At 64.0% G+C, this 21,917-nt stretch carries 16 protein-coding genes; 8 read left to right on the top strand and 8 right to left on the bottom strand.

Going from position 1 to position 21,917, the window contains the following annotated elements; translation table 11 throughout:
* Positions 1 to 55 precede the first annotated feature (55 nt).
* The 4 genes from JQ586_RS13865 to JQ586_RS13850 all read right to left on the bottom strand — a co-directional run bounded on the left by JQ586_RS13865 (position 56) and on the right by JQ586_RS13850 (position 7,674).
* The gene (locus JQ586_RS13865) at positions 56 to 3,436 is read right to left on the bottom strand and encodes an adenylate/guanylate cyclase domain-containing protein (RefSeq protein ID WP_212395130.1); all 3,381 of its coding nucleotides are present in this window, start codon (positions 3,434 to 3,436) and stop codon (positions 56 to 58) included.
* A 166-nt stretch (positions 3,437 to 3,602) separates the two neighbouring features.
* Positions 3,603 to 6,329: a DNA gyrase subunit A gene (gene gyrA, locus JQ586_RS13860; protein WP_212395129.1), complete on the bottom strand. Its 2,727-nt coding sequence runs from the start codon at positions 6,327 to 6,329 to the stop codon at positions 3,603 to 3,605.
* Between the two features lie 225 nt (positions 6,330 to 6,554).
* Positions 6,555 to 6,953 carry a DUF2306 domain-containing protein gene (locus tag JQ586_RS13855; RefSeq protein ID WP_212395128.1) on the bottom strand — a complete coding sequence of 133 codons (399 nt, stop codon included), beginning with the start codon at positions 6,951 to 6,953 and terminating at the stop codon, positions 6,555 to 6,557.
* 229 nt (positions 6,954 to 7,182) lie between these two features.
* Positions 7,183 to 7,674, bottom strand: a complete 492-nt coding sequence (locus JQ586_RS13850) for a single-stranded DNA-binding protein (RefSeq protein ID WP_212395127.1) — start codon at positions 7,672 to 7,674, stop codon at positions 7,183 to 7,185.
* A 461-nt stretch (positions 7,675 to 8,135) separates the two neighbouring features.
* On the opposite strand from JQ586_RS13850, the gene JQ586_RS13845 reads away from it, so the two are divergent.
* The 4 genes from JQ586_RS13845 to JQ586_RS13830 all read left to right on the top strand — a co-directional run bounded on the left by JQ586_RS13845 (position 8,136) and on the right by JQ586_RS13830 (position 13,844).
* Complete coding sequence (locus JQ586_RS13845) at positions 8,136 to 8,885, top strand: outer membrane protein (RefSeq protein WP_212395126.1); 750 nt, start codon at positions 8,136 to 8,138, stop codon at positions 8,883 to 8,885.
* Between the two features lie 227 nt (positions 8,886 to 9,112).
* Positions 9,113 to 9,871, top strand: a complete 759-nt coding sequence (locus tag JQ586_RS13840; protein ID WP_212395125.1) for an outer membrane protein — start codon at positions 9,113 to 9,115, stop codon at positions 9,869 to 9,871.
* Between the two features lie 257 nt (positions 9,872 to 10,128).
* Complete coding sequence (gene uvrA, locus JQ586_RS13835) at positions 10,129 to 13,107, top strand: excinuclease ABC subunit UvrA (protein WP_212395173.1); 2,979 nt, start codon at positions 10,129 to 10,131, stop codon at positions 13,105 to 13,107.
* Positions 13,108 to 13,238: 131 nt separating this feature from the next.
* Complete coding sequence (locus JQ586_RS13830) at positions 13,239 to 13,844, top strand: ATP-binding protein (protein WP_212395124.1); 606 nt, start codon at positions 13,239 to 13,241, stop codon at positions 13,842 to 13,844.
* Positions 13,845 to 13,915: 71 nt separating this feature from the next.
* On the opposite strand, the gene JQ586_RS13825 is transcribed toward JQ586_RS13830, so the two are convergent.
* Entirely contained in the window at positions 13,916 to 14,854 is a 939-nt protein-coding gene (locus JQ586_RS13825; protein ID WP_212395123.1) for a cytochrome D1 domain-containing protein, read from the bottom strand.
* 129 nt (positions 14,855 to 14,983) lie between these two features.
* Positions 14,984 to 15,523, bottom strand: a complete 540-nt coding sequence (locus tag JQ586_RS13820) for an SRPBCC family protein (protein ID WP_212395122.1) — start codon at positions 15,521 to 15,523, stop codon at positions 14,984 to 14,986.
* A 213-nt stretch (positions 15,524 to 15,736) separates the two neighbouring features.
* Between JQ586_RS13820 and JQ586_RS13815 the strand changes: the two genes are divergently transcribed.
* Positions 15,737 to 16,660: a nucleoside hydrolase gene (locus JQ586_RS13815; RefSeq protein WP_212395121.1), complete on the top strand. Its 924-nt coding sequence runs from the start codon at positions 15,737 to 15,739 to the stop codon at positions 16,658 to 16,660.
* Positions 16,661 to 16,768: 108 nt separating this feature from the next.
* On the opposite strand, the gene JQ586_RS13810 is transcribed toward JQ586_RS13815, so the two are convergent.
* Positions 16,769 to 17,101, bottom strand: coding sequence for a PRC-barrel domain-containing protein (locus JQ586_RS13810; RefSeq protein ID WP_212395120.1), 333 nt, complete (start codon positions 17,099 to 17,101; stop codon positions 16,769 to 16,771).
* Positions 17,102 to 17,145: 44 nt separating this feature from the next.
* Here JQ586_RS13810 and JQ586_RS13805 point away from each other — a divergent pair, with 44 nt between their 5' ends.
* From JQ586_RS13805 to JQ586_RS13795, 3 genes are all read left to right on the top strand, one after another.
* On the top strand, positions 17,146 to 17,724 hold the full coding sequence (locus JQ586_RS13805; RefSeq protein ID WP_312016962.1) for a (Fe-S)-binding protein: 579 nt from the start codon (positions 17,146 to 17,148) through the stop codon (positions 17,722 to 17,724).
* Positions 17,715 to 18,581, top strand: coding sequence for a (Fe-S)-binding protein (locus JQ586_RS13800; protein ID WP_212395118.1), 867 nt, complete (start codon positions 17,715 to 17,717; stop codon positions 18,579 to 18,581). Before JQ586_RS13805 ends, JQ586_RS13800 begins: the two co-directional genes overlap by 10 nt.
* 324 nt (positions 18,582 to 18,905) lie before the next feature.
* Positions 18,906 to 20,351 (top strand): adenylate/guanylate cyclase domain-containing protein, encoded by a 1,446-nt coding sequence (locus JQ586_RS13795; RefSeq protein ID WP_212395117.1) that lies wholly within the window; start codon positions 18,906 to 18,908, stop codon positions 20,349 to 20,351.
* Between the two features lie 689 nt (positions 20,352 to 21,040).
* Here the strand turns inward: JQ586_RS13795 and JQ586_RS13790 are convergent.
* On the bottom strand, positions 21,041 to 21,916 hold the full coding sequence (locus JQ586_RS13790; RefSeq protein WP_212395116.1) for a PCC domain-containing protein: 876 nt from the start codon (positions 21,914 to 21,916) through the stop codon (positions 21,041 to 21,043).
* Position 21,917: the final 1 nt, after the last annotated feature.

Below are 21,917 nucleotides of genomic sequence, written 5' to 3'. Positions count from 1 at the left end.
GACCGGTGCATACTCGCCTCCGGTCGACGGGCCAACAGACGATCCAACTGGGCCATCAGCGCAGGTGCCGATACAACTCGTCAAGAATGCGTCTGGCTTCGCTGAGGTCGGGCGTGTCCAAGCTTGGCGGAAAGCCATCGTTGACCGAAGCCAGAAGGCCCCGCGCTTCGACGAGCTTTCCCTGTCTTCGCCAGAGACGGGACAGGCTTATCGAGGCACGCAATTCCCAGCCTCTCGCTCGCTGCCCGCGTGCGACCTCGAGCGCTCGTTCAAAATGACGTTCGGCCGCGAGCTCGTCGCCATCCAGAGAGACGAGAGCGAGTTCACCTGCGATCCGGTGCAGCTCCGGCTCGCACCATCTCTCCTTCGTGCGTTCAACGTCGACGCGTGCCTGATCGATCGTTCGCCGAGCCGCCTCGTGATCTCCGAGATCCGCATAGGCCCGCGCCAAATGCCCCATGACATACGGAGCATAGATCGTTGCGCCAGTCAGGCGATACGCCTGCAGGGTCGGAGCCAGGATTTCAACGGCTTGCGTCGAACCACCCGTAAGGGCAGCCAAACACCCCTCCCACAGTTGCCCGTTCGCCTTCCAATAGGACGAGCCCTTCTCGCCGGCCAACACAATCAGTTCTCTGGCCCTGCTCGCTGCTTCTGCATAACTGCCGCAAAGAATCAGGGTTATGGTCGAATGGGCCAGAGCGTGCATCAACGTCGCGGCATGGCCGATCTCGCGCGCCACCCGGAACGACCGCTCCACGTCCTCATGAGCGGCTTCGGGATAACCGAGAAGCCACAATGTCCTTGATCGCCACTCCAGGATTGCCACCTGGGCGTCGGTACCAAAGCGCGCCGCCAGATCGCGATGCTCTGCCGGGTCGAAAAGATCGAGCGCTCGATCGAGATGCGCTCTTCCCTGGACGGGATCGCCTACCGACATCAGCGTCACACCCATCATCCGGTGGCCGAGCAGCAGCGGTCCCGTCCTGCCCTGCCTTTCGGCAAGGCCGACAAATTCTGCAGCCAGTTCGCGGGCAGCATCGCCGTTGAATCCCGCGATATTTACAACCCAGAACCCGTATATGACCGAGAAAAGCATCATCGGGTCAGCGGGAGCCTCACCGATCACCTGTGCATTTTCAATCAACACCCGTGCCTGGGCTGCGGCCTCCCTCGTTTCATCCGCTCCGTAGCCCTTGGTGTGCATCAGGACGGTCGCAAGTTCGACCTGAAGCTCGATTTGATCGCGCCGAAGCGCGGGAGTGCCCGGCAACCTCCTCGTGAGACTGATGGCGCGCCCCAATTGCTGCTCGGCTTCCTCCAGCGCCGACCGCGCATGCGAACGATGGCCAGCTCTTCCCCAAAGTGTGACGGCCGTCCCGAGTATCCCCGCTTCCGTGTAATGATGGGCCAGGAGTTCCGGCCGTGTCTCGACAGTATCAGGCGAAAGAAGCTCGATGGAGCGCGCGATTTTTCCATGCAACTGGCGACGTGCATCCCGCAGCAGCGTACCGTACGCTGCGTCCCGCAGCAGCGCGTGCTTGAACTGATACGTGGCGTGTGGCGGGTTACCCTCACGGAAGACCAATCCGGCCGCAACCAGCCGATCTATCGCTTCGCGCAATTCGGACTCGTCCCAGGACGCGACGGCGGCAAGCAAGCGATGCGAGAATTCCCGCCCGATCCCTGCGCCAATTTGCGCAATCTCCCGGGCGCTTCCCTGTCGATCAAGGCGAGCCATGAGCGATGCGTGCAGACTTGCCGGAACGTCCCCCGCCGAAGACGTGCCTGTACCACCGCGAGTCCCGGCGGAAGCCTCGCCGCCGATTTCAACGGCCGCCTTGGTGATCTCCTCGATAAACAGAGGAACTCCGTCGGAGCGCTGTGCGATTGCCGAGAGTACATCGGCTGGCAGATCCTGACCGCCGACCAGTCGCGCGATTTCAGCGGCCGCTTGCTCGTCCAGACGATGGATCACAATGCTGCTCACGTGCGGCTGATCCGGAAGCGCCGAATAGAATTCCGGCCGGAACGTCGTGACCATCAGAACCGGGAGCGACCGAACAGCCATGGCGATCTTGTTCGCCAGTTCGAGGCTGGTCGGATCGATCCAATGCAAATCTTCGAAAATAATCAGAACCGGCTTACGGCGTGCGATCGCTTCAAGCGATTCCAGCAAAATGGACAAGGTGCGTCGTCGCTTGTCCTGAGCATCAAGTGACGTGTGTGGGTAACGCCCATCGTTTGGCAGCGACATCAGGTCGGCAACCAGAGCTCGATCCTCCGTCGATTCCACGGAATCCCGCAAGGCGGCATCGAGCTTGTCGAGCTTCTCCGCCGTGCTATCGCCGTGGACGAATCCTGCGGCCCGTTCGATCTGGCGGATGATCGGGAAGAGCGCGCTGTCCGAATGGAGAGGCGAGCAGAAATATCGGAGACGCTGGTGTGCCTGGGTTCCTGTGTGCTCCTCGAGTGCCGCAACCACGCGCGATTTGCCGATGCCCGGCTCGCCTGCCAGCTGTACGACGCAACCATGGCCGTTCACTGCGCTTTGCCAGCCGCGAAGCAGCAACTCCAGTTCGCGCTCCCTTGCGACAAGGGGCGTAAAGCTGCTGCCGTGCTCGGCATCGAAGCGGCCCTCAATTGAACGCGGGCCCAGCACGGCCCAGGCGCGCATTGGTTCGGTGACTCCCTTCAATTTCTGCGGACCGAGGTCGTCGAGCTCGAAGACGTTTCTGAGGAGCCTGCGCGTCGCCTCGGCGACCACGATCGTGTTGGGTGCAGCAACGCTCTGCAGGCGCGCCGCCAGGTTCGGGGTCGCGCCGACAATGCCGCGTTCCTGCGCCTCACCGGAACCGATCAAATCGCCCACGACCACGAGCCCGGTCGAAATGCCGACGCGAACCTGCAGAGGTATCGTGACATCCAGCTCGGCAACTGCAGCAATCAGTTCCAGTGCGGCATGTACGGCACGTTCGGCGTCGTCCTCATGCGCCGCTGGATACCCAAAATAGATCAGGACACCGTCGCCCATGTATTTCGCGACGAGCCCGTCGAACCGACGCACCGTTGCCGCCACGGATTTCTGGTACGCGGAAATGATCTCGCGTAAATCCTCCGCGTCCATTTGCGTGGAAAGAGCCGTGGAGCCGACGAGATCCGAGAACATCACCGTCACCTGGCGGCGTTCAGCGTCCCCGGAGCCCAATATGCCGCTGGAGCGATCTCCCGCCGTCCGCGGACCGGGCCCTGACGCGGCGCGCAACCCTGCGATAGCGTCGAGCAACTTGCGTCGATGGCCGACAATGTGCACACCGAGTTCCTTGAGGTCCTCGGGCGTCAAACTCGGCAGAACAGCGTCATCGATCTCGTTTTCGCGGAATGCCGCCTCATACCTCTCGAGCCCGAGGCTCCGCAACCAACCCCCGAGGTCCATGATGGCCCAACTCCGCCGAGCGGGCCAATTATTGTCCTACGGTCGAAACCTGTCTAGGGCGCCGGCCGGCCGCCGCGGGCCAGGCGGGATGCTCCGACGGATCGCAAGATTTCCGCTTGCCCGTCGGAGACCGACACCCGCTTGAATGAGGACGCGCCTCCCTGGACTAGCCGCCGTTCCCGTTCTCGCCGCTCTCTTCTTCCGGAATGTGCTCGACCGAGACGACGTGCTCGTCCTCGGCGGTGTCGAACACGATCACGCCCTGCGTCGAGCGGCCGGCGACGCGGATGTCCGCGACCGGGCAACGGATCAGCTGCCCCTTGTCGGTGACCAGCATGATCTGGTCGGCATCCTCGACCGGGAACGAGGCCACCAGCTTGCCGTTGCGGTTGTTCACGCTCATCGCGACGATGCCTTTGCCGCCGCGGCCGGTGGTGCGGTACTCGTAGGACGAAGTCCGCTTGCCGTAGCCGTTGATCGAGACCGTGAGCACGACCTGCTCCTTGGCCGACAACTCGGCATAGCGTTCCTGCGACAGCTGGAACGCATCCGAGGTCTCCTCGCCCTCGGCCTCAGCCGGCTCCTCGGCCGCGGCCTCCCCGGCCACTGCGCGGCGCATCTTCAGATAGGTCGAGCGCTCGTCAGAGGTGGTTTCGACATGGCGCAGGATCGCCAGCGAGATCAGCCTGTCGGCTTCCGCGAGCGCGATGCCGCGCACGCCCATCGAGGTACGGCCGGTGAAGACGCGCACGTCGCTGACGGGGAAGCGGATGCACTGGCCGCCGGCAGCGGTGAGCAGCACGTCGTCATGCTCGGTGCAGATCTGCACGTCGACGATCGCCTCGCCCTCGTCGAGCTTCATGGCGATGATGCCGGACCGGCGGACATCCACGAAATCGGACAGCTTGTTGCGACGGACGTTGCCACCGGTGGTGGCGAACATCACGTCGAGATTGCCCCAGGAGGACTCGTCCTCCGGCAGCGGCATGATCGTGGTGATGCGCTCGCCCTGCTCCAGCGGCAGGATGTTGATCAGCGCCTTGCCGCGCGCGTTCGGCGCCGCCATCGGCAGCCGCCAGACCTTCTCCTTGTAGACCTGGCCGCGCGACGAGAAGAACAGCACCGGCGTGTGGGTCGAGGCCACGAACAGGCGAGAGACGAAATCCTCGTCGCGGGTCTGCATGCCGGCACGGCCCTTGCCGCCGCGTCGCTGCGCCCGATAGGCCGACAGCGGCACGCGCTTGACATAGCCGGCGTGCGACACCGTCACCACCATGTCCTCGCGCTGGATCAGGTCCTCGTCCTCGACCTCGCCTTCCTGCTCGATGATCTCGGTCTTGCGCGGGGTCGCGAACTGGGCCTTCACCTCGGCGAGTTCATCCTTGACGATGCCCTGCACGCGGGCACGCGAACGCAGGATGTCGAGGTAGTCCTTGATCTCGGCGGCGAGCTTGTCGAGCTCTTCGGAAATCTCGTCGCGCCCGAGTGCGGTGAGCCGCTGCAGCCGCAGGTCGAGGATGGCCCTGGCCTGCTCCAGCGACAGCCGGATCGTGCCGTCGTCATTGATGCGATGCCTGGGATCGTCGATCAGCGTGATCATCGCCTCGACATCCCGCGCCGGCCAGTCGCGCGACATCAGGGTGTCGCGCGCGGTGTTCGGATCGGGCGAGGTCCGGATCACACGGATCATTTCATCGATATTGGCCACGGCGATCGCAAGGCCCACCAGGATGTGAGCGCGATCACGCGCCTTGCCGAGCAGGAACTTGGTCCGCCGCGTCACCACCTGCTCGCGGAACGCGACGAAGATGGTGAGCAGGTCCTTCAGGTTCATGGTCTGCGGACGGCCGGAGTCCAGCGCCAGCATGTTGGCCGGGAAACTCGTCTGCAGCGGCGTGAACCTGTAGAGCTGGTTCAGCACCACGTCCGGCACGGCGTCGCGCTTCAATTCGATCACGACGCGGTAGCCGTCGCGGTCGGACTCGTCGCGGAGCTCGCCGATACCCTCGATCTTCTTTTCGCGCGCCAGCTCGCCGATGCGCTCGACCATCGAGGCCTTGTTAACCTGGTACGGGATCTCCGTGATGATGATCGCCTCGCGATCCTTGCGGATGGTGTCGATCGTGACCCTGCCGCGCATCACGATCGAGCCGCGGCCGAGATGATAGGCCGAGCGGATACCCTGGCGGCCGAGGATGACGCCGCCGGTCGGGAAATCCGGTCCCGGAATGATGTTGATGAGCTCGTCGATCGAAAGCGCCGGGTTGTCGATCAGCGCCACGCAGGCGTCGACGACCTCGCCGAGATTGTGCGGCGGGATGTTGGTCGCCATGCCGACGGCGATGCCGCCGGCGCCGTTGACCAGCAGGTTCGGGAACCTGGCCGGAAGAACCGACGGCTCGTGTTCGGAATTGTCGTAGTTGGGCTGGAAATCGACGGTCTCCATGTCGATGTCGGCGAGCACGGCAAGCGCCGCCCGCGTCAGCCGTGCCTCGGTGTACCGGTAGGCCGCTGGCGGATCGCCATCGACCGAGCCGAAATTGCCCTGACCGTCGATCAGCGGCACCCGCAGCGAGAAATCCTGCGCCATTCGGACCATGGCGTCGTAAATCGACTGGTCGCCGTGCGGATGATACTTACCGATGACGTCGCCGACCACGCGCGCGGATTTGACGTATTTCTTGTCCGGCGTATGCCCCTGCTCATGCATCGAATACAGGATGCGCCGGTGCACCGGCTTGAGCCCGTCGCGCGCATCGGGCAGCGCGCGCGACACGATCACGCTCATCGCGTAATCGAGGTAGGACTTCTTCATCTCGTCGAGGATGGAAACGGGACGAATATCAGAGGGCGCCGGCGGCTCGCCGGGCTTGTCGTCTTCAGGTTCGGACAAAGGGGAAATCCGGTCAGTTTTACTGTGGAATCATATAGCGTATCAGGGGTCTGAAAACCACCCTCGCGCCGTTACGGGAAGCCGTTCTTCCCTTCGTTTTTTCATGGACTTACGAGGCTCTTTTCGCTCCAGCGCTTGGTCCGGTCCGACAGGCCGGCGGCAAATGGCTGACAGCGGATGGAACCGCTTCCACCATTCGCTATTCGCGACTCACCATTCGCAGCCTTATTGCCCGAACACCACCGCATGCATGATGCGCCCGGGCATGAAGGTGAACAGCCCGGCAATGATCAGCGCGCCGAAGAAGATGCCGATCATCGTGTACCTGTGACGCCTGACATTGTGGGTCCGCGCAGCCGTCACGGCCAGCGCAAGCATCGCCAGCGTGAAGATCGAAAGCAGGTGGATCGGGCTCCATGGGCCGACCAGCCGGATCTGGTGGATCCAGAACGAGCTTCCCGCCACGAGGAGCATCAGGATCACCCAGATCCAGCCCAGCGTCCGATGCGGCAGCGTGCCCTTCGGGGCGGCAAGCTGGATCGAGCCGAGGATGAAGGCCGCCATCGCCGCAAACGCATGGAGCGGGATCGCAGGCGCGGCGTCGAGCAATGGCGCAAGGCTCATGTGATGTCGGCTTTCCGATGATCCGGCGACGCAATGTTAATATCATTAACATGCAAAGCTGTCAAAAAACCGGAAGCCCGTCATGGACCCGAGCCAAAATCCATGAAAGCCAATCTACTACGCGGACGTGCTGATAATCTGCTTGCGCCCAATGCAGCGCGCTGACGAGCCGTCTGCCCGTGAAACTCATTCACGGAGCAAGACGGAGCCGCTGACGGTGCGGTTGGCGTCAGAACGGGATGTCGTCGTCCATGTCGCTGTTGCGCGTCCCGGCGCCGGCGGAGACCGCGCGGCGCGGAGCCGAACTGACCGGACCTGCCGAGCCGAAATCGCTGCCGCCGTCGTCGGAGAAGCTGCCGCCGCCGCCACCCCGCCCGTCGAGCATGGTGAGGTTGGAGTTGAAGCCCTGCAGCACGACCTCGGTCGAGTACTTCTCGACGCCGCTCTGGTCGGTCCATTTGCGGGTCTGCAACTGGCCCTCGATGTACACCTTGGCGCCCTTCTTCAGGTACTGCTCGGCGACCTTGCACAGGCCCTCGTTGAAGATCACGACGCGATGCCACTCGGTTTTTTCCTTGCGCTCACCGGTGCCCTTGTCGCGCCACGTCTCGGAGGTGGCGATCGACAGATTGGCAATCGGACGCCCGTCCTGGGTTCGCCGGATTTCCGGATCCTTGCCGAGGTTTCCGACCAGAATGACCTTGTTCACGCTTCCCGCCATCGCTTCATCTCCACTCAAAACCGGGCCGGCCGGATATCGGCCGCCACTCTCAACCTTCGCCACTTACTGCAGGCGTCGCGGATGACCCTATACGCCGACGCCGGTCCGCCGCCTCCGGCATCGCGCGGACATGCCGCGGTTATCCACATATAGCATCGCCCCCGGAAATGTTCCAGTTTTGTTCGCCACAACCTGTCGTAGCGCAGGACCCGACGATCAAGGACCCGCAAGTTCCAGCGAGGGGCTCGCCGGCGAGTTGCGCACCTAGGAAAAAATGCAAATAGATCATCGCCTTGCGATGTCAGCACTTCGAGCGCGAGTGTGGCTTTTGGGAGACGGTTATAGCGGTTGAATCGGAGTATAGGATTCCGTGCAATTGAGCGGGTGCTCGCGTCAGCGCTTCGGGGACCAACGAGGAGCGGACAAGAGTGCGGACAAGAGTTCAGTGCCGGAGATTGATAATGAAGAAATTTCTGCTTGCCACGGTTGCCCTGGTCGCGTTTGCCGCACCGGCCGCCGCTGCCGACCTCGCGGCCCGTCCCTACACCAAGGCGCCGCCTCCGATGATTGCTACGGTCTATGACTGGAGCGGTTTCTACATCGGCGCCAATGGCGGCTGGGGCTCGAGCCACAATTGCTGGGATCAGCAGACCCCCGGCGGTGTCTTCATCGGAGCGGACGGCTGCCAAAATGCAACTGGCGGCGTCGCCGGTGGCCAGATCGGCTATCGCTGGCAGTCCGGCACCTGGGTGTTCGGCCTCGAAGCGCAGGGCGACTGGGCTGACCTGAAGGCCAGCAGCAACAGCCTCCTGTTCCCGGGCCTCTTCACCAACGAGACTAAGGTCGATGCGTTCGGCCTGTTCACCGGCCAGATCGGCTACGCTGCCAACAACGTGCTGTTCTACCTGAAGGGCGGCGCCGCGGTGACCGACAACCGCTACAACACCTTCACGACGCCGCCGGTCGTTCTGGCCGGTTCCGTCAGCAACACCCGCTGGGGCGGCACGGTCGGTGTCGGCATCGATTTCGGCTTTGCGCCGAACTGGAGCGCCGGTATCGAGTACGACCACCTGTTCATGCAGGACAACACCTACAACCTGACGACTCCGGGCGGCGTGCTGTTCAGCACCATCCGCGAGCGCCAGGACGTCGACCTCGTCACCGTCCACGTGAACTACAAATGGGGCGGCCCGGTCATTGCGAAGTATTGATCGCGCGATCCAGGATCATGCGAACGAAAGGCCGGCCTCGCGCCGGCCTTTTTGTTTGCGCGAACTGCGTGCGCATCACCACATTGCGTCCACAATTGCGACGACTGTTGCTGCTCGGATACATAGCGACCGAGAGTTCCGTTATACACACGTCAAAGTTGGGCAGTCGCGCCCGATAATCTTCCGGGCTGGAAGAGCAAACAAAAAAACGGGACTGGAATTCTGAAATGAGAAAATTTTTGCTGGCCTCGGCCGCCTTGAGTGTTTTGATTGCATCGGCGCCCGCGATGGCTGCTGACCTGGCAGCGCGTCCCTACACCAAGGCTCCGCCGATGGTTGCGGCGGTCTACAATTGGGGCGGCTTCTATGTCGGCGCGAACGGCGGTTACGGCAGCTCCCACAATTGCTGGGATGTGAACAACGTGGCCGGCTTCGGGCCGGTCGTGCCCGCCGTTGCGGAAGGCTGCCATGATGCGACCGGCGGCCTCGCCGGCGGCCAGATCGGCTATCGCTGGCAGTCGGGCACCTGGGTCTTCGGCCTCGAGGCGCAGGGTGACTGGGCTGACCTCAAGGGTTCGAATGTCAGTTCCCTGGCGGCCTTCTTCCCGATGGTCAACCAGAGCAAGATTGATGCGATCGGCCTGTTTACCGGCCAAATCGGCTACGCCTGGAACAACGTGCTCTGGTACGTGAAGGGCGGCGCCGCCGTCACCAGCGACAAGTACACCGGCATTCTGGCCGGGGTCACCTTCGACAGCGCCAGCGAGACCCGCTGGGGCGGCGCGGTCGGTACCGGTATCGAAATCGGCTTCGCGCAGAACTGGTCGGTAGCGTTCGAATACGACCACCTGTTCATGGGCAGCCGCGACGTCCGCTTCACGATCCTCGGCGTCAACGACCGCACGGATCACATCAAGCAGGACGTCGACATGGCGACCGTCCGCGTGAACTACACTTTCGGCGGCCCGGTCGTCGCCAGGTACTAGGTCAAGTCGTGCTCGCCTGAGATCACGATTTCGACGGAAAGGCCGGCCTCGCGCCGGCCTTTTTCGTTGATGGCGCCTCTGCTGCTGCCGGCTGCTGCCATCCGGCAAACTATCCGTTGATGGAGACAACACGGCACTGGAAATTGTCGGCCGTTCTTCCTACGTTCCAGTCTTCACACACCCATCGGCGCAAGGTCCCGGAAGCACCGGCGATGCGCGCCCAAAAAGGCGCAAGCGTCGCGCCCGGAATTGCCGCAATGGATGAAGTGCTCAAGGCGAAGCGCCAACAACCCGCCGGCTCCTCATCGCGTGCCATCACGATCCGCGGCGCACGCGAGCACAATCTGAAGAACATCGACGTCGAGATTCCGCGCGACAAGCTCGTCGTGTTCACCGGCTTGTCCGGCTCCGGCAAGTCCTCGCTCGCCTTCGACACCATCTATGCCGAGGGCCAGCGCCGCTACGTCGAGTCGCTGTCGGCCTATGCGCGCCAGTTCCTCGAGATGATGCAGAAGCCCGACGTCGACCAGATCGACGGCCTGTCTCCCGCGATCTCGATCGAGCAGAAGACGACCTCGAAGAACCCGCGTTCGACGGTCGGCACCGTCACCGAGATCTACGACTACATGCGTCTGCTCTGGGCCCGGGTCGGTGTGCCCTATTCGCCGGCCACGGGCCTGCCGATCGAGAGCCAGATCGTCTCGCAGATGGTCGACCGTGTGCTGGCGCTGCCCGAAGGCACCCGTCTCTATCTGCTGGCGCCGGTCGTGCGCGGCCGCAAGGGCGAGTACAAGAAGGAGCTGGCCGAGTATCTCAAGAAGGGCTTTCAGCGCGTCAAGATCGACGGCACCTTCTACGAGCTGTCTGAGGCACCCGCGCTCGACAAGAAATTCCCGCACGACATCGACGTCGTGGTCGACCGCATCGTGGTCCGTCCCGACCTCGCCCAGCGCCTCGCGGAGAGCTTCGAGACCGCGCTGAAGCTCGCCGAGGGCCTCGCTGTGATCGAGTATGCCGACGCGCCGGCAGCGGCAGCGACCGAGGACAGGAAGAAGACCGCCAAGATCCACGACAAGAGCGGCCCCGAGCGCATCCTGTTCTCGGAGAAGTTCGCCTGCCCGGTCTCCGGCTTCACCATCCCCGAGATCGAGCCGCGCCTGTTCTCGTTCAACAATCCCTATGGCGCCTGCCCGGCCTGCGGCGGCCTCGGCGTCGAGCAGCATATCGACGAGGATCTCGTCATCCCCGACAAGGAGCTGACCCTGCGCAAGGGCGCGATCGCACCCTGGGCGAAATCTTCATCGCCCTATTACATCCAGACCCTGACCGCGCTCGGCAAGCACTACAAGTTCACGCTCGACACCAAGTGGAAGGACCTGCCGAAGAAGACGCAGACCGCGCTGCTGCACGGTTCCGGCGACGACGAGATCAAGTTCTCCTACGAGGACGGGGTACGCTCCTACGACACCAAGAAGCCGTTCGAGGGCGTCGTCACCAACATCAACCGCCGCTATCGCGAGACCGAGAGCGAGTGGGCGCGCGAGGAACTTGCAAAATATTTCTCCGACGTGCCCTGCGCCGGCTGCAACGGCTACCGCCTGAAGCCGGAGGCGCTCTGCGTCAAGATCGGCGGCAAGCATATCGGCGAGATCTCCGAGCTCTCGGTCAGGCGCGCCGGCGAATGGTTCGAGACGGTGCCATCGGCGCTGAACGCGCAACAGAACGAGATCGCCGCCCGCATCCTGAAGGAGATCCGCGAGCGGCTGACCTTCCTGCTCGACGTCGGCCTGAACTACCTGACCCTGTCGCGTTCGTCAGGCACGCTGTCGGGCGGCGAGAGCCAGCGCATCCGCCTGGCCTCGCAGATCGGCTCGGGGCTGACGGGCGTGCTCTACGTGCTCGACGAGCCGTCGATCGGCCTGCACCAGCGCGACAACGCCCGCCTGCTCGACACGCTGAAGCGGCTGCGCGACCTCGGCAACACCGTGGTCGTGGTCGAGCATGACGAGGACGCGATCCGTCTGGCCGACTATGTGCTCGACATCGGCCCCGGCGCCGGCATGCATGGCGGCAACATCGTCGCCGAGGGCACGCCCGACCAGATCATGCGCAACCCGAAGTCGCTGACCGGCAAATATCTCACCGGCGAGCTCTCCGTTGCGATCCCGGAGCGGCGGCCGCCGAACCACCGACGTACCATCAAGGTCGTCAACGCCCGCGGCAACAATCTGAAGAACGTTTCGGCCGAGATCCCGCTCGGCCTGTTCACCTGCGTCACCGGCGTCTCCGGCGGCGGCAAGTCGACGCTGCTGATCGACACGCTCTACCGCGCGATCGCCCGCAAGCTGAACAACGCCAGCGAGGGCGCCGCTCCGCACGACCGCATCGAGGGGCTGGAGCACATCGACAAGATCATCGACATCGACCAGTCGCCGATCGGCCGCACCCCGCGCTCCAACCCCGCGACCTATACCGGCGCCTTCACGCCGATCCGCGAATGGTTCGCCGGCCTGCCCGAGGCCAAGGCGCGCGGCTACGAGCCCGGGCGCTTCTCCTTCAACGTCAAGGGCGGCCGCTGCGAGGCCTGCCAGGGCGACGGCGTCATCAAGATCGAGATGCACTTCCTGCCCGATGTCTATGTCACCTGCGACACCTGCAAGGGCAAGCGCTACAACCGCGAGACCCTGGAGGTGCTGTTCAAGGGCAAGAGCATCGCCGACGTGCTCGACATGACCGTCGAGGAAGCCGCCGAGTTCTTCAAGGCGGTGCCGCGCGTGCGCGAGACCTTCCAGACCCTGCACCGCGTCGGCCTCGACTACATCCATGTCGGCCAGCAGGCCACCACGCTCTCGGGCGGTGAAGCGCAGCGCGTCAAATTGGCAAAGGAGCTGTCGAAGCGCGCCACCGGCCGCACGCTCTACATCCTGGACGAGCCGACCACCGGCCTGCATTTCCACGACGTCGCAAAGCTGCTCGAGGTGCTGCACGAGTTGGTCGCCCAGGGCAACACCGTGGTGGTGATCGAGCACAATCTCGAGGTCATCAAGACCGCAGACTGGGTCATCGACCTCGGCCCGGAAGGCGGCGACGGCGGCGGCGAGATCGTCGCCTGGGGCCCGCCGGAGGACATCGTGAAAGCGCCGCGCAGCTACACGGGCAAATTCCTGGCACCGGTGCTGAAGAAGGCGAACAGTAAGCCGCGGAAGAGCAGCAGTGCGAGCGAGGCAGCGGAGTGAACATCCGTCTATCGTCGCCCAGGTGAAGCGCTGTGACGGAATGACGGCGGAATGCGTCTATGAACATCTGGCTTACGCGAATTTGAGGAACGATCTTGCATGGCCTAGAAGATGTCCAAAACCGACCAAGTATGTACATTGGCAATACCGACGATGGCTCGGGATTGCACCGCATGCTTTTCGAAGTCGTCGACAACGCAATCAACGAAGCCCTGGCCGGGCATTGCAATCGCGTTGACGTGACGTTGAACGCCGACGGGTCAGCGACAGTGCGCGATAACGGCCGCGGCATTCCAACCGACCTCCATCCGCGGGAAGGCGTATCGGCGGCCGAACTAATCATGACTTACGTCCCCGAGGGCAACGCATTCCCCCAAGACACGCGGAGATTGCCCGACGCATTTCGTGGCGTCGGCCTGGCGGTAGTGAACGCGCTTTCGGAAGTGCTCGATTTGTACGTTTGGCGCAACGGCAAGGAGCAGTTCATGCGTTGCCGCATGGGCAAACCCGACGCGCCGATAGCCGTAGTCGGCACGGCCGGCCAGCCGGATGGAAATCGGCGCCGCGGAACCGAGATCACGTTTCGTCCGAGCGGCAAGATATTTGCAAAAACCGAATTCGACTTCACGACAATCGAACACCGTCTTCGCGGCCTCGCCTATCTAAATGTCGGTGCGACGGTTGCGCTTGGCGACAGGCGAGGTTTCGAAAGCAAAGAGGTCATCTTCGACCTTTGATGGCGGCAAGCAGCCCGGATGACAAAGCGACATCGAAGGAACGAGCCCGCATGTCGCTTCGCTGACGCGGGCTACTCCGTCCTTCTCAGAAACACCCCGAACGCACGCGGGCCGTCGCCGACCTCGACCTTGCCCACGATCTTCAGTTCGGCGGCGTCGATGATGTTGAGCGTGTTGCTCTCCCAGTTCGCGACCACGATCTGCTTGCCGTCCGCCGTCGCCTCGATGCCTTCGGGATAGTCCCCGACATTGATCCGCTTCACGGGCTGCAACGTCGCGAGGTCGAACACACTGACCTTGCCGTCATACTGATCGGTGACGAAGCCGCGGCCCTGCGCCAGCGCGACCGCATAGGGGCGCAGGCCGACATGCACGCGGCCGATCTCGCTGGCTGCGGCGATGTCGATCACGGAGACGTCGTTGGAGCCGACATTGGCGGTGTAGGCGCGCTTGCCTTCGGCATCGATCGTGACGCCGAACGGGCGGCTCCCGACCTTCACGGTCGCCTTTCGCTCCCGCGTGGCGGTGTCGACGATGGACACGCTGTCGTCGTCGCGATCCGCCGAGAGCAGCAGGCGGCCGTCCGGCGTCACGGCGAGCCCGGAGGGTGACGCGCCGACCGTGATGCTGGCCGCGATGCGCTGCGCCCTCGCATCGATCACCCGCACCGCGGCGGCGTACCAGTCGGCGACATAGACCGTCGCGCCGTCCGGTGCGACCGCGATCCCGAGCGGGCCGCCGCCGACATCGATCCGGCCGATGACCTTCCGTTCGGCCGCGTCGACCACGCTCACGACCTTGCCATCGGGGCTCGTCACATAGGCGAAGTGGCCGTCAGATGTGACGGCGATGCCGGCCGGCTTGCCGCCGATCGGGATCGTCGCAACGGCCTTCGAGGTGGCGAGATCGACGACCGTGAGGTCATCGCTGAGCTGGTTAGTGACGAACGCCTCCTCGGCCCGCGCTGCGCCGAGGCCGGCCAGCAGCGCCGCGACAACGATCGCCCGCATGCTAAAGCGCGACGAGATTGGGTTGAATCGTCATCGCGCTTTAGCTCCTTGTTTGAGCATGATCTCCGCGCAAACGCGTTCCGCGTTTGTCGCGCGGGAAAACCGCTTCGCACTTTTCCGGATCATGCTTCAGCTGCCGCTCTCGATCTTCTTCTTCAGCCCTTCGAGCCCGGCGCGGTACAGCCCGCTGACCGCCTTGATCGCGGCCTCGTCGTTCAGCTCCGGCGGCGGGTCGTTGTTCGGAAAGCCGCGGTAGAAGGCGCCGGCCCATTCCAGCTTCGTCTTGCCGCCTGATGCCGGCGACACCGTCAGGGTCGAGGAATAATTGGTGACCGGCAGCACCTTCACGTCGACCGCCGTGATCCGGTACGAATAGCTCAGCATGTCCGGCTCGTATTTGTAGAGCTCCTCGTCGATGGTCGCGCCGTCTGACAGCGTCAGCCGCCGCGTCGCGCCGATCTCGTTGCCCTTGTCGCCCTCGGTCTTGCTGACGCCGACCAGCCAGCCCATGTCCTGGAAATTGCCGATGGTCGCCCACACCTTGGCCTGCGGCGCGTCGATCTCGATCGATTCCCGCACCTTCTGGCGGGTCGGCCCGTGGGCCCAGGCGGCTCCCAGCACGGCAAGTGCCGCCACCACGACGCCAGCACGTGCGATCGTTCGCTTCATCCCCGTCTCCTCCCTTTGTGCCGGCCTGCGCAGCATCGCGCGGGCCGAAGCTTATGACTCGGCATTAGACCAGGTGGGGAGCGGTTTCTTGCACCAGAGCGAAGTCGCCGCCGTCGCCTTCCCCCGGGGACAAGCCGACCGGTCACGAGCGGCTGTTCCGGCCCGCGTCGACGGCCTAGTCTCGACAGCCGAACGCTGCTCGAGGTGAAGACAATGCCCATCACGGACGCCGCCCGCCTGAAACTGCTGGCACCGCCTGGCGGCAAGGTGCGCGTCGTGCTCGACACCGACACCTACAACGAGATCGACGACCAGTTCGCGATCGTCCAGATGCTGCTGTCGCGGGATCGCTTTGATGTGGAGGCGATCTACGCCGCGCCGTTCTTCAACAAGCGCGCGGATAGTCCGGGCCACGGCATGGAGCTGAGCTATCAGGAGATCCTGCGCCTGCTGGAGCGCCTGAACGTTTCACCCGAAGGGCTGGTGCATCGCGGCGTCACCGACTATGTCGGGCCCGGGAAGCAGGCCCGCGACGCTGATGCGGTCGATGACCTGATTGCGCGCGCCCGGGCCGGATCGCCGGACCATCCGCTCTACATCGTTGCCATCGCGGCCATCAGCAACGTCGCCTCGGCGCTGCTCAAGGCGCCCGACATCATCGATCGCGTGGTGGTGGTGTGGCTCGGCGGCCATGCACTGGAATGGCCTGACACGGCCGAGTTCAATCTCAGGCAGGATGTCGGCGGCGCCCAGGTCCTGCTCGACAGCGGCGTGCCGCTGGTGCTGGTACCGTGCCTCGGCGTCACCTCGCGCCTGCACTCCACCGTGCCTGAGATCGAGCGCCATGTCGAACCGCATGGCCGCATCGGTGCGTTCCTGGCACAGCGCTTCAAGGCGTATTCGTCCGATCACATTGGCTGGGCGAAGGAGATCTGGGACATGGCGGCGGTCGGCTGGCTGCTCAATCCGGCTTGGGCGCCGAGCGTGATCGCTCCTGCTCCCGTCCTGACCGGCCAGATGACATGGAGCGTCGATCACCGGCGGCATCCGATCCGCTACGTGACCTACATTGACCGGAACGCGATCCTGAAGGACTTCTTTCTGAAGTTGCGCGCCTTTGCCGAGGCGCAGGCGTAGCCTGCGTTCCCGAAGCACCCACCCGCGACCAGCATGGGGAAGGACGGCTTCCGCCGTCGGCTCGGTAAGCCACGGCGGACGCGGCCCCGCCCCCGGACCTTGCTACCCCTACACCGCCCAGTAGTTCGGGTGCTTGTACGACTGCGAACGATCACCCCAATCGAACTCGTCGCCGTCGAATTCGCACGGGCCCGTCTGCAGCTCTTCCAGTGTCGCCTCGGCCTCATAGGCCTGACGGACCGGATCGTATCTGAGCGCGGTCCACCTGATCGGGTAATGGTGGTGGGTACTCAGCACCCCGCCGGTCTTGATCACGGCGTAGGCGACCGTTCCGGTCACCTTGTCCAGCATGAGCCGCTCGATCGATCCGAGCTTCGTGCCGTTGCTGCCGTAGACGTTGACATGCTCGACGCGGTCACTGGGCACCAAGTTATGATGCATCGCGTCCTCCCAGTATTGGTTGTTCCGCTCGAAGTGTAGCACGAATGGCTAGCGTAGGGTGGCCCAATCCGCCCCTCCGCTCCCGGCCCCCTCACTCCTCGCGTGCCGTCTCGACGAACCCCCGGCGGGTCCGCCGCCACGACGGCGGCTTGCTTGACCGAAAAGGGACGAGGGCGCACCCTGCCCGTGACATGACCAGGCTTCCTCCAGCGCGCGCCCAAAGCACCGAAGCTTTCCTGAGGCAGTCCGGCCCGGAGCTTGCCGCCTTGTGCACGGAATGCGGGGCATGCTTCAACGCCTGTCCGATGGTCGACTACGTCAATTTGCGTGGTGCGGATCCCGCGATCGTCACCGGTGGGTTGCGCCGGCTGGCGAGCGGTGACGCCGCTCCGGAAGAGACGGTGGCCTGGGTCGGCGCCTGTACCAAGAGCGGCCAGTGCGTCGATGCCTGCCCGCAGAAGGCTGCGGGGCTTGATGCCATGCTGCTGGTGCGGATCGCCAGGCAACGCGCGATCAACGAGACGCGGCAGCTTCCGGCCAGGCAGGATCCGTCGTATTTCCCGCGCATCAAGACGTTCGCACGACTGCAGCTCAGCGATGAGGAGCTTGACACATGGCTGTGAGCGACAATCGCGTCACGTTCTGGTTCGGCTGCAACATGCTCCGCCACGCCGAAATGATCCGGCTGTCAATCATGCTGCTGGAACGCGCAGGCTACGATGTCCGCGCCGCCGGCGGGCCGGCCTACTGCTGCGGCACCGCCCACGATCATCAGCCGCAGGGGGCGAGCAACATGGCGGGCCGGACCGTCAGCCGCTTCAATGAAGCTGCCACGAAGGATGGTCGCGGCACTGTCGTTACCTGGTGTGCCTCGTGCCACATGCACATGTCCGACATCATGGCGCCGGGCAATGCGGTTGCATTCGATATCACCCACATTTCCGAATTGCTCGTCGCGTCAATCGATCGGCTGGCGCCATTGTTGACCGTTCCAGTGCCGCGCCGCGTGCTGCTGCACCGGCATCTCGGTTTCTCGACCCACGTCCCGATCAACGATCGCATCGCCAGCATGCTGCTGCGAATACCGGGGCTCGAACTGATCGAAGGACCTGCGGTTCCCGGCCACATGTGCAGTGGCATTGCCGCCGTGCCAGGCACGCTGAAGGCGGTGATGGGCGAGACCTGGTCAGCGGCGATCGCAAACCGCGCCGACACCGTGTGTACGATCTTTCATCCATGCCATCGCGAATTCGCAGCGCTCGACGGTCGCGACAACATCAGGGTCAGGAACTGGGTTCAGCTCGTTGCCGAAGCAATGGGTATCGAAGCCAGCGATGCCTATGTCGGCTGGCGCAATGGTGCCGCGCCCGATATCGCGGCCATCGAGCGCGCCGAGCCTTCGCGCTATCAGGCGCTGATCGAACCCGAACTGCGCGCGCGGCCGTTGCTTGCGGCGGCGTCCGCAGGCGTGGCGGAGTGACGAGGCGACCGGGCCCGAAGGCACACGCCGAGCCTGTTGTCGGCCCATAGCTGGCGGTCCCTTCGAGCATCCTGGCTGTCGGTTCGTCGGCGCGGAGCGGATATCGCTCAGTTCGCCGCCATCGCCGCTTTTGACAGACCGCTCATCTCGAAGTTCGATGAGAGCCGGGAATTTGTCTGTGCCGATACGGACGACCTGTGTGCTGCATCGCAATAATTCCTGCCCTGCGTCTTCTTGCCGTAACGCCGGCAGCATTTGTAGCGAACATGTAGAAATGCGCCGTGCTTTGATATCTGGTCAGCAGATGACGTCATAGGTCTCACCATGGACGCTATTGAGGAACGGCTGCTCGAAACCAAGATGACCGAGATCGAGCGTGCCCGGTCCTGGAGCCCGCGGGTCATCTCCAAGTTCGAAACGCTGATCCGCAGCGGCGACGACCTTTCCATCTATCGTGTCAATCCGCTTGCCTTTGCACGCGACCGCGGCCTTGCCGAGGCCGAAAGCATCGATCTGTTTCTTCACGCGACGCGAAGCGGGCTGTTCGACATGAGCTGGGATGTCGTCTGCCCGCAATCCGGAATGGTGCTCGACAGTTTCGGCGCGCTGCGGACCTTGAAGACGCATTATGTGTGCGGCCTGTGCGACGTGTCCGGCGACACCGACCTCGACGACTTCATAGAAGTGACCTTCACGATATCGCCCCAGCTCAGGCGCTTGCCATTCCACGATCCCGGCTCACTCTCGGTCGAGGATTTTCATTGGAAGGCCCGCTTCCTGAATGACGCCCGGTTACCCGGCCAGCAGGTCCGTTTTCTCGAGGTGCTGCAGGGGCTGGTGCGAGGCCTGTCTTTCCTGCCGTCGGATACGGTTACCACGCTGCCGGCCGAGCTTGGTCCCGGCGCGCTCGCTGGCGTCAACGTCCAGACCCAGGCCGGATTCGCAGTGCCTGTCGTGGGCGAGGTCGCGAGCGAGCCGACGCGCTTGAGGGTTCGCTATGACGGGCGGCACTTTTCACCTTCGCTCGCCACGGTGCCGCCGGGCCACGTCATCGTCGAGGTGGAAAACACCAGCGGCACGCGCGGTTCGTTGCTGATGATCAACTGGCCACCCGAGATTGTGGCGCAGGCGGTCAAGCCGGTACTCGACTTCGATCCCTACATGTCCGGCGGGATGCTGCTGGCCCGGCAAACCTTCCGGCGCCTGTTCCGGTCCGAGCGCGTCGACGAGAAAGAGGGCCTCGGCATCCGGCAGGTCACGCTGCTTTTCACCGACCTGAAAGGCTCCACCGCAATGTACGAGCGGCTCGGCGATCTCAACGCTTACGCGCAGGTGCGCGAACACTTCGCGCTGTTGGGGGCGACCGTGCAGGAACACGCCGGTGCAATCGTCAAGACGATCGGCGATGCCGTGATGGCCGTGTTCTCGCGGCCATCGGATGCCGTTGCGGCGGCGCTGGACATTCTCGGACAAATCGAGCGCTATAATGCGGAGCACACCGGGCCCGGGTTCATTCTCAAGATCGGCGCACATTGTGGCCCGTCCATAGCGGTCACGCTGAATGAGAACCTCGACTATTTCGGCCAGACAGTGAATGTCGCAGCGCGCGTGCAGTCGCTGGCCGGCGCCGGCGAGATTTGCCTGTCGGAAGCGCTCTACTCGGCGCCGGGCGTCGGTCCGCTTCTCGCTGGCCACAAGGTCGTCGGTTTCGATGCACCGCTTCGCGGCGTCGACGGACACGCCTGTGTGTATCGCGTCGTGCGAGGCTAGGATGCCTCAGCCCCCTGCCACTGATTTGCCCGACGACGCAAGGGACTTCGGCAGAAATATTTCGGTTTATCAGCACGACAAATCGGTGTATAGAGTTTCCGTCTCACCCGATCGAGGGGCGCTTCGCGATCGTCATGAACGTTGTGGTGGGATGCGGTGGACGCCGATTGCGCAAAGGACGAGTGCGCGTGAGGCGGACGGCGAAGTCGTGCAGGCCTGACGCCCTAGTGGCAGGTGTCTCATCAGCAAGACGTGCTGATGACGGTGACAAAAGAGCCCAGTCTCGCCGGGGAGAGCACGTATAAGCCGTAACCCATCGCGCAGGGAAAGCCGGGTTGTTCCCGGTTACACCTGTGGTCCTACCCCCGTGCTTGCTACATTGCACGGGGCCCATGGGTGCGATCGGCACCCGGCTTTCCCTGCGCCCTCTGCTCACAGAGCGGCGAAACGAGATGCAGGACTCGGACAATCATGTCGCGAGAGCGCGAAACCGCGTCCTCATCCTCGTGTCATCGCCCGACTCGACCGTGCGATCAAGTACTCCGCGGCCTCTCGGCTCAAGCACAGCCGCCTCTGGAATACCGGATCAGCCGCATGCGCGGATGACGACACCGGCGAGCTGTTTGACAGTTGAATCTGACACTTCCCGCATCGTCCCGACAAACGACGGCGGGAGAGAGCACGCCGCTCTACGGCTGCTCCGCTTCCTCCAGCACCTCGAGCACCAGCTCCATCGTCATCAGCACCGGATTGTCGCCGCGCACCAGGTGCCCCTCCGCGATGCCACCGAGATAGTCGACCAGCGCGACGTCCAGGCTGGCGCGCACGCGGCGATTGGCGTCCGGGGCGACCTCGCCCGCAGTGACCGCGAGCTCGGTCGCGAACGGCACCACGCTGTGCCCGTCGCTGAACACGGCGCCGATCGTCGAGCCGACGCCGCCGTGCAGCCGCGCGCGGAGAATGCCGTGCCGGCGGCAGAAGCCCTCCAGGCTGCCTGCGAAATCCTGGTTCGGCCGCAGCCGTAGCGCGAAGGCGTGGCGCGTGGTCTTCGCTCCCGTCGGCCGACTTGCGACCGGGCCGAACAGCTTGAACCTGGTCTCGCTGTCGGCCTCGGCGAGGAAGTTCGCGCCGTCGATCCCGAAGGCATCGACCTCGAACGGTTCGGCGACCACGGTTTCTTCCGGCAGCATGTGGCCGCCATTGACGCGGCCGTCGGCCTCGGTCCACAAGCCGTGGCAGTGAAAAAACGGCGCGCCGTCGCGCTGACCAAAGGTCAGCGCCGCGAGCTTCAGCCGTGTCACGCCGGCGGGCCGGAAGGTGTCGCTGTAGAACGCAGCGTTGGCGCCGTCTCTCGACAGCGCCGGCATCACATAGGCGAACGGTCCGAGCGCCCCACCCTTCGCGTTCAGCACGCCGCCGGAAAACCCCTCCGCCGCAAAGCCGCGGTGCACGGCTTCGAGCAAGGGGATGCCCGCTTCCAGCGTGAATGAAAAGGCGCGGCCGCGCGCCGCGACCCACTGGATGCGCTCGGGGACCGGAGCGCCGGGCTGGTCGATGCTGCGCATG

The organism is Bradyrhizobium jicamae (genome assembly GCF_018130215.1).
GTDB lineage: Bacteria > Pseudomonadota > Alphaproteobacteria > Rhizobiales > Xanthobacteraceae > Bradyrhizobium > Bradyrhizobium jicamae_A.
This window is presented reverse-complemented; position numbering and strand designations above follow the sequence as displayed.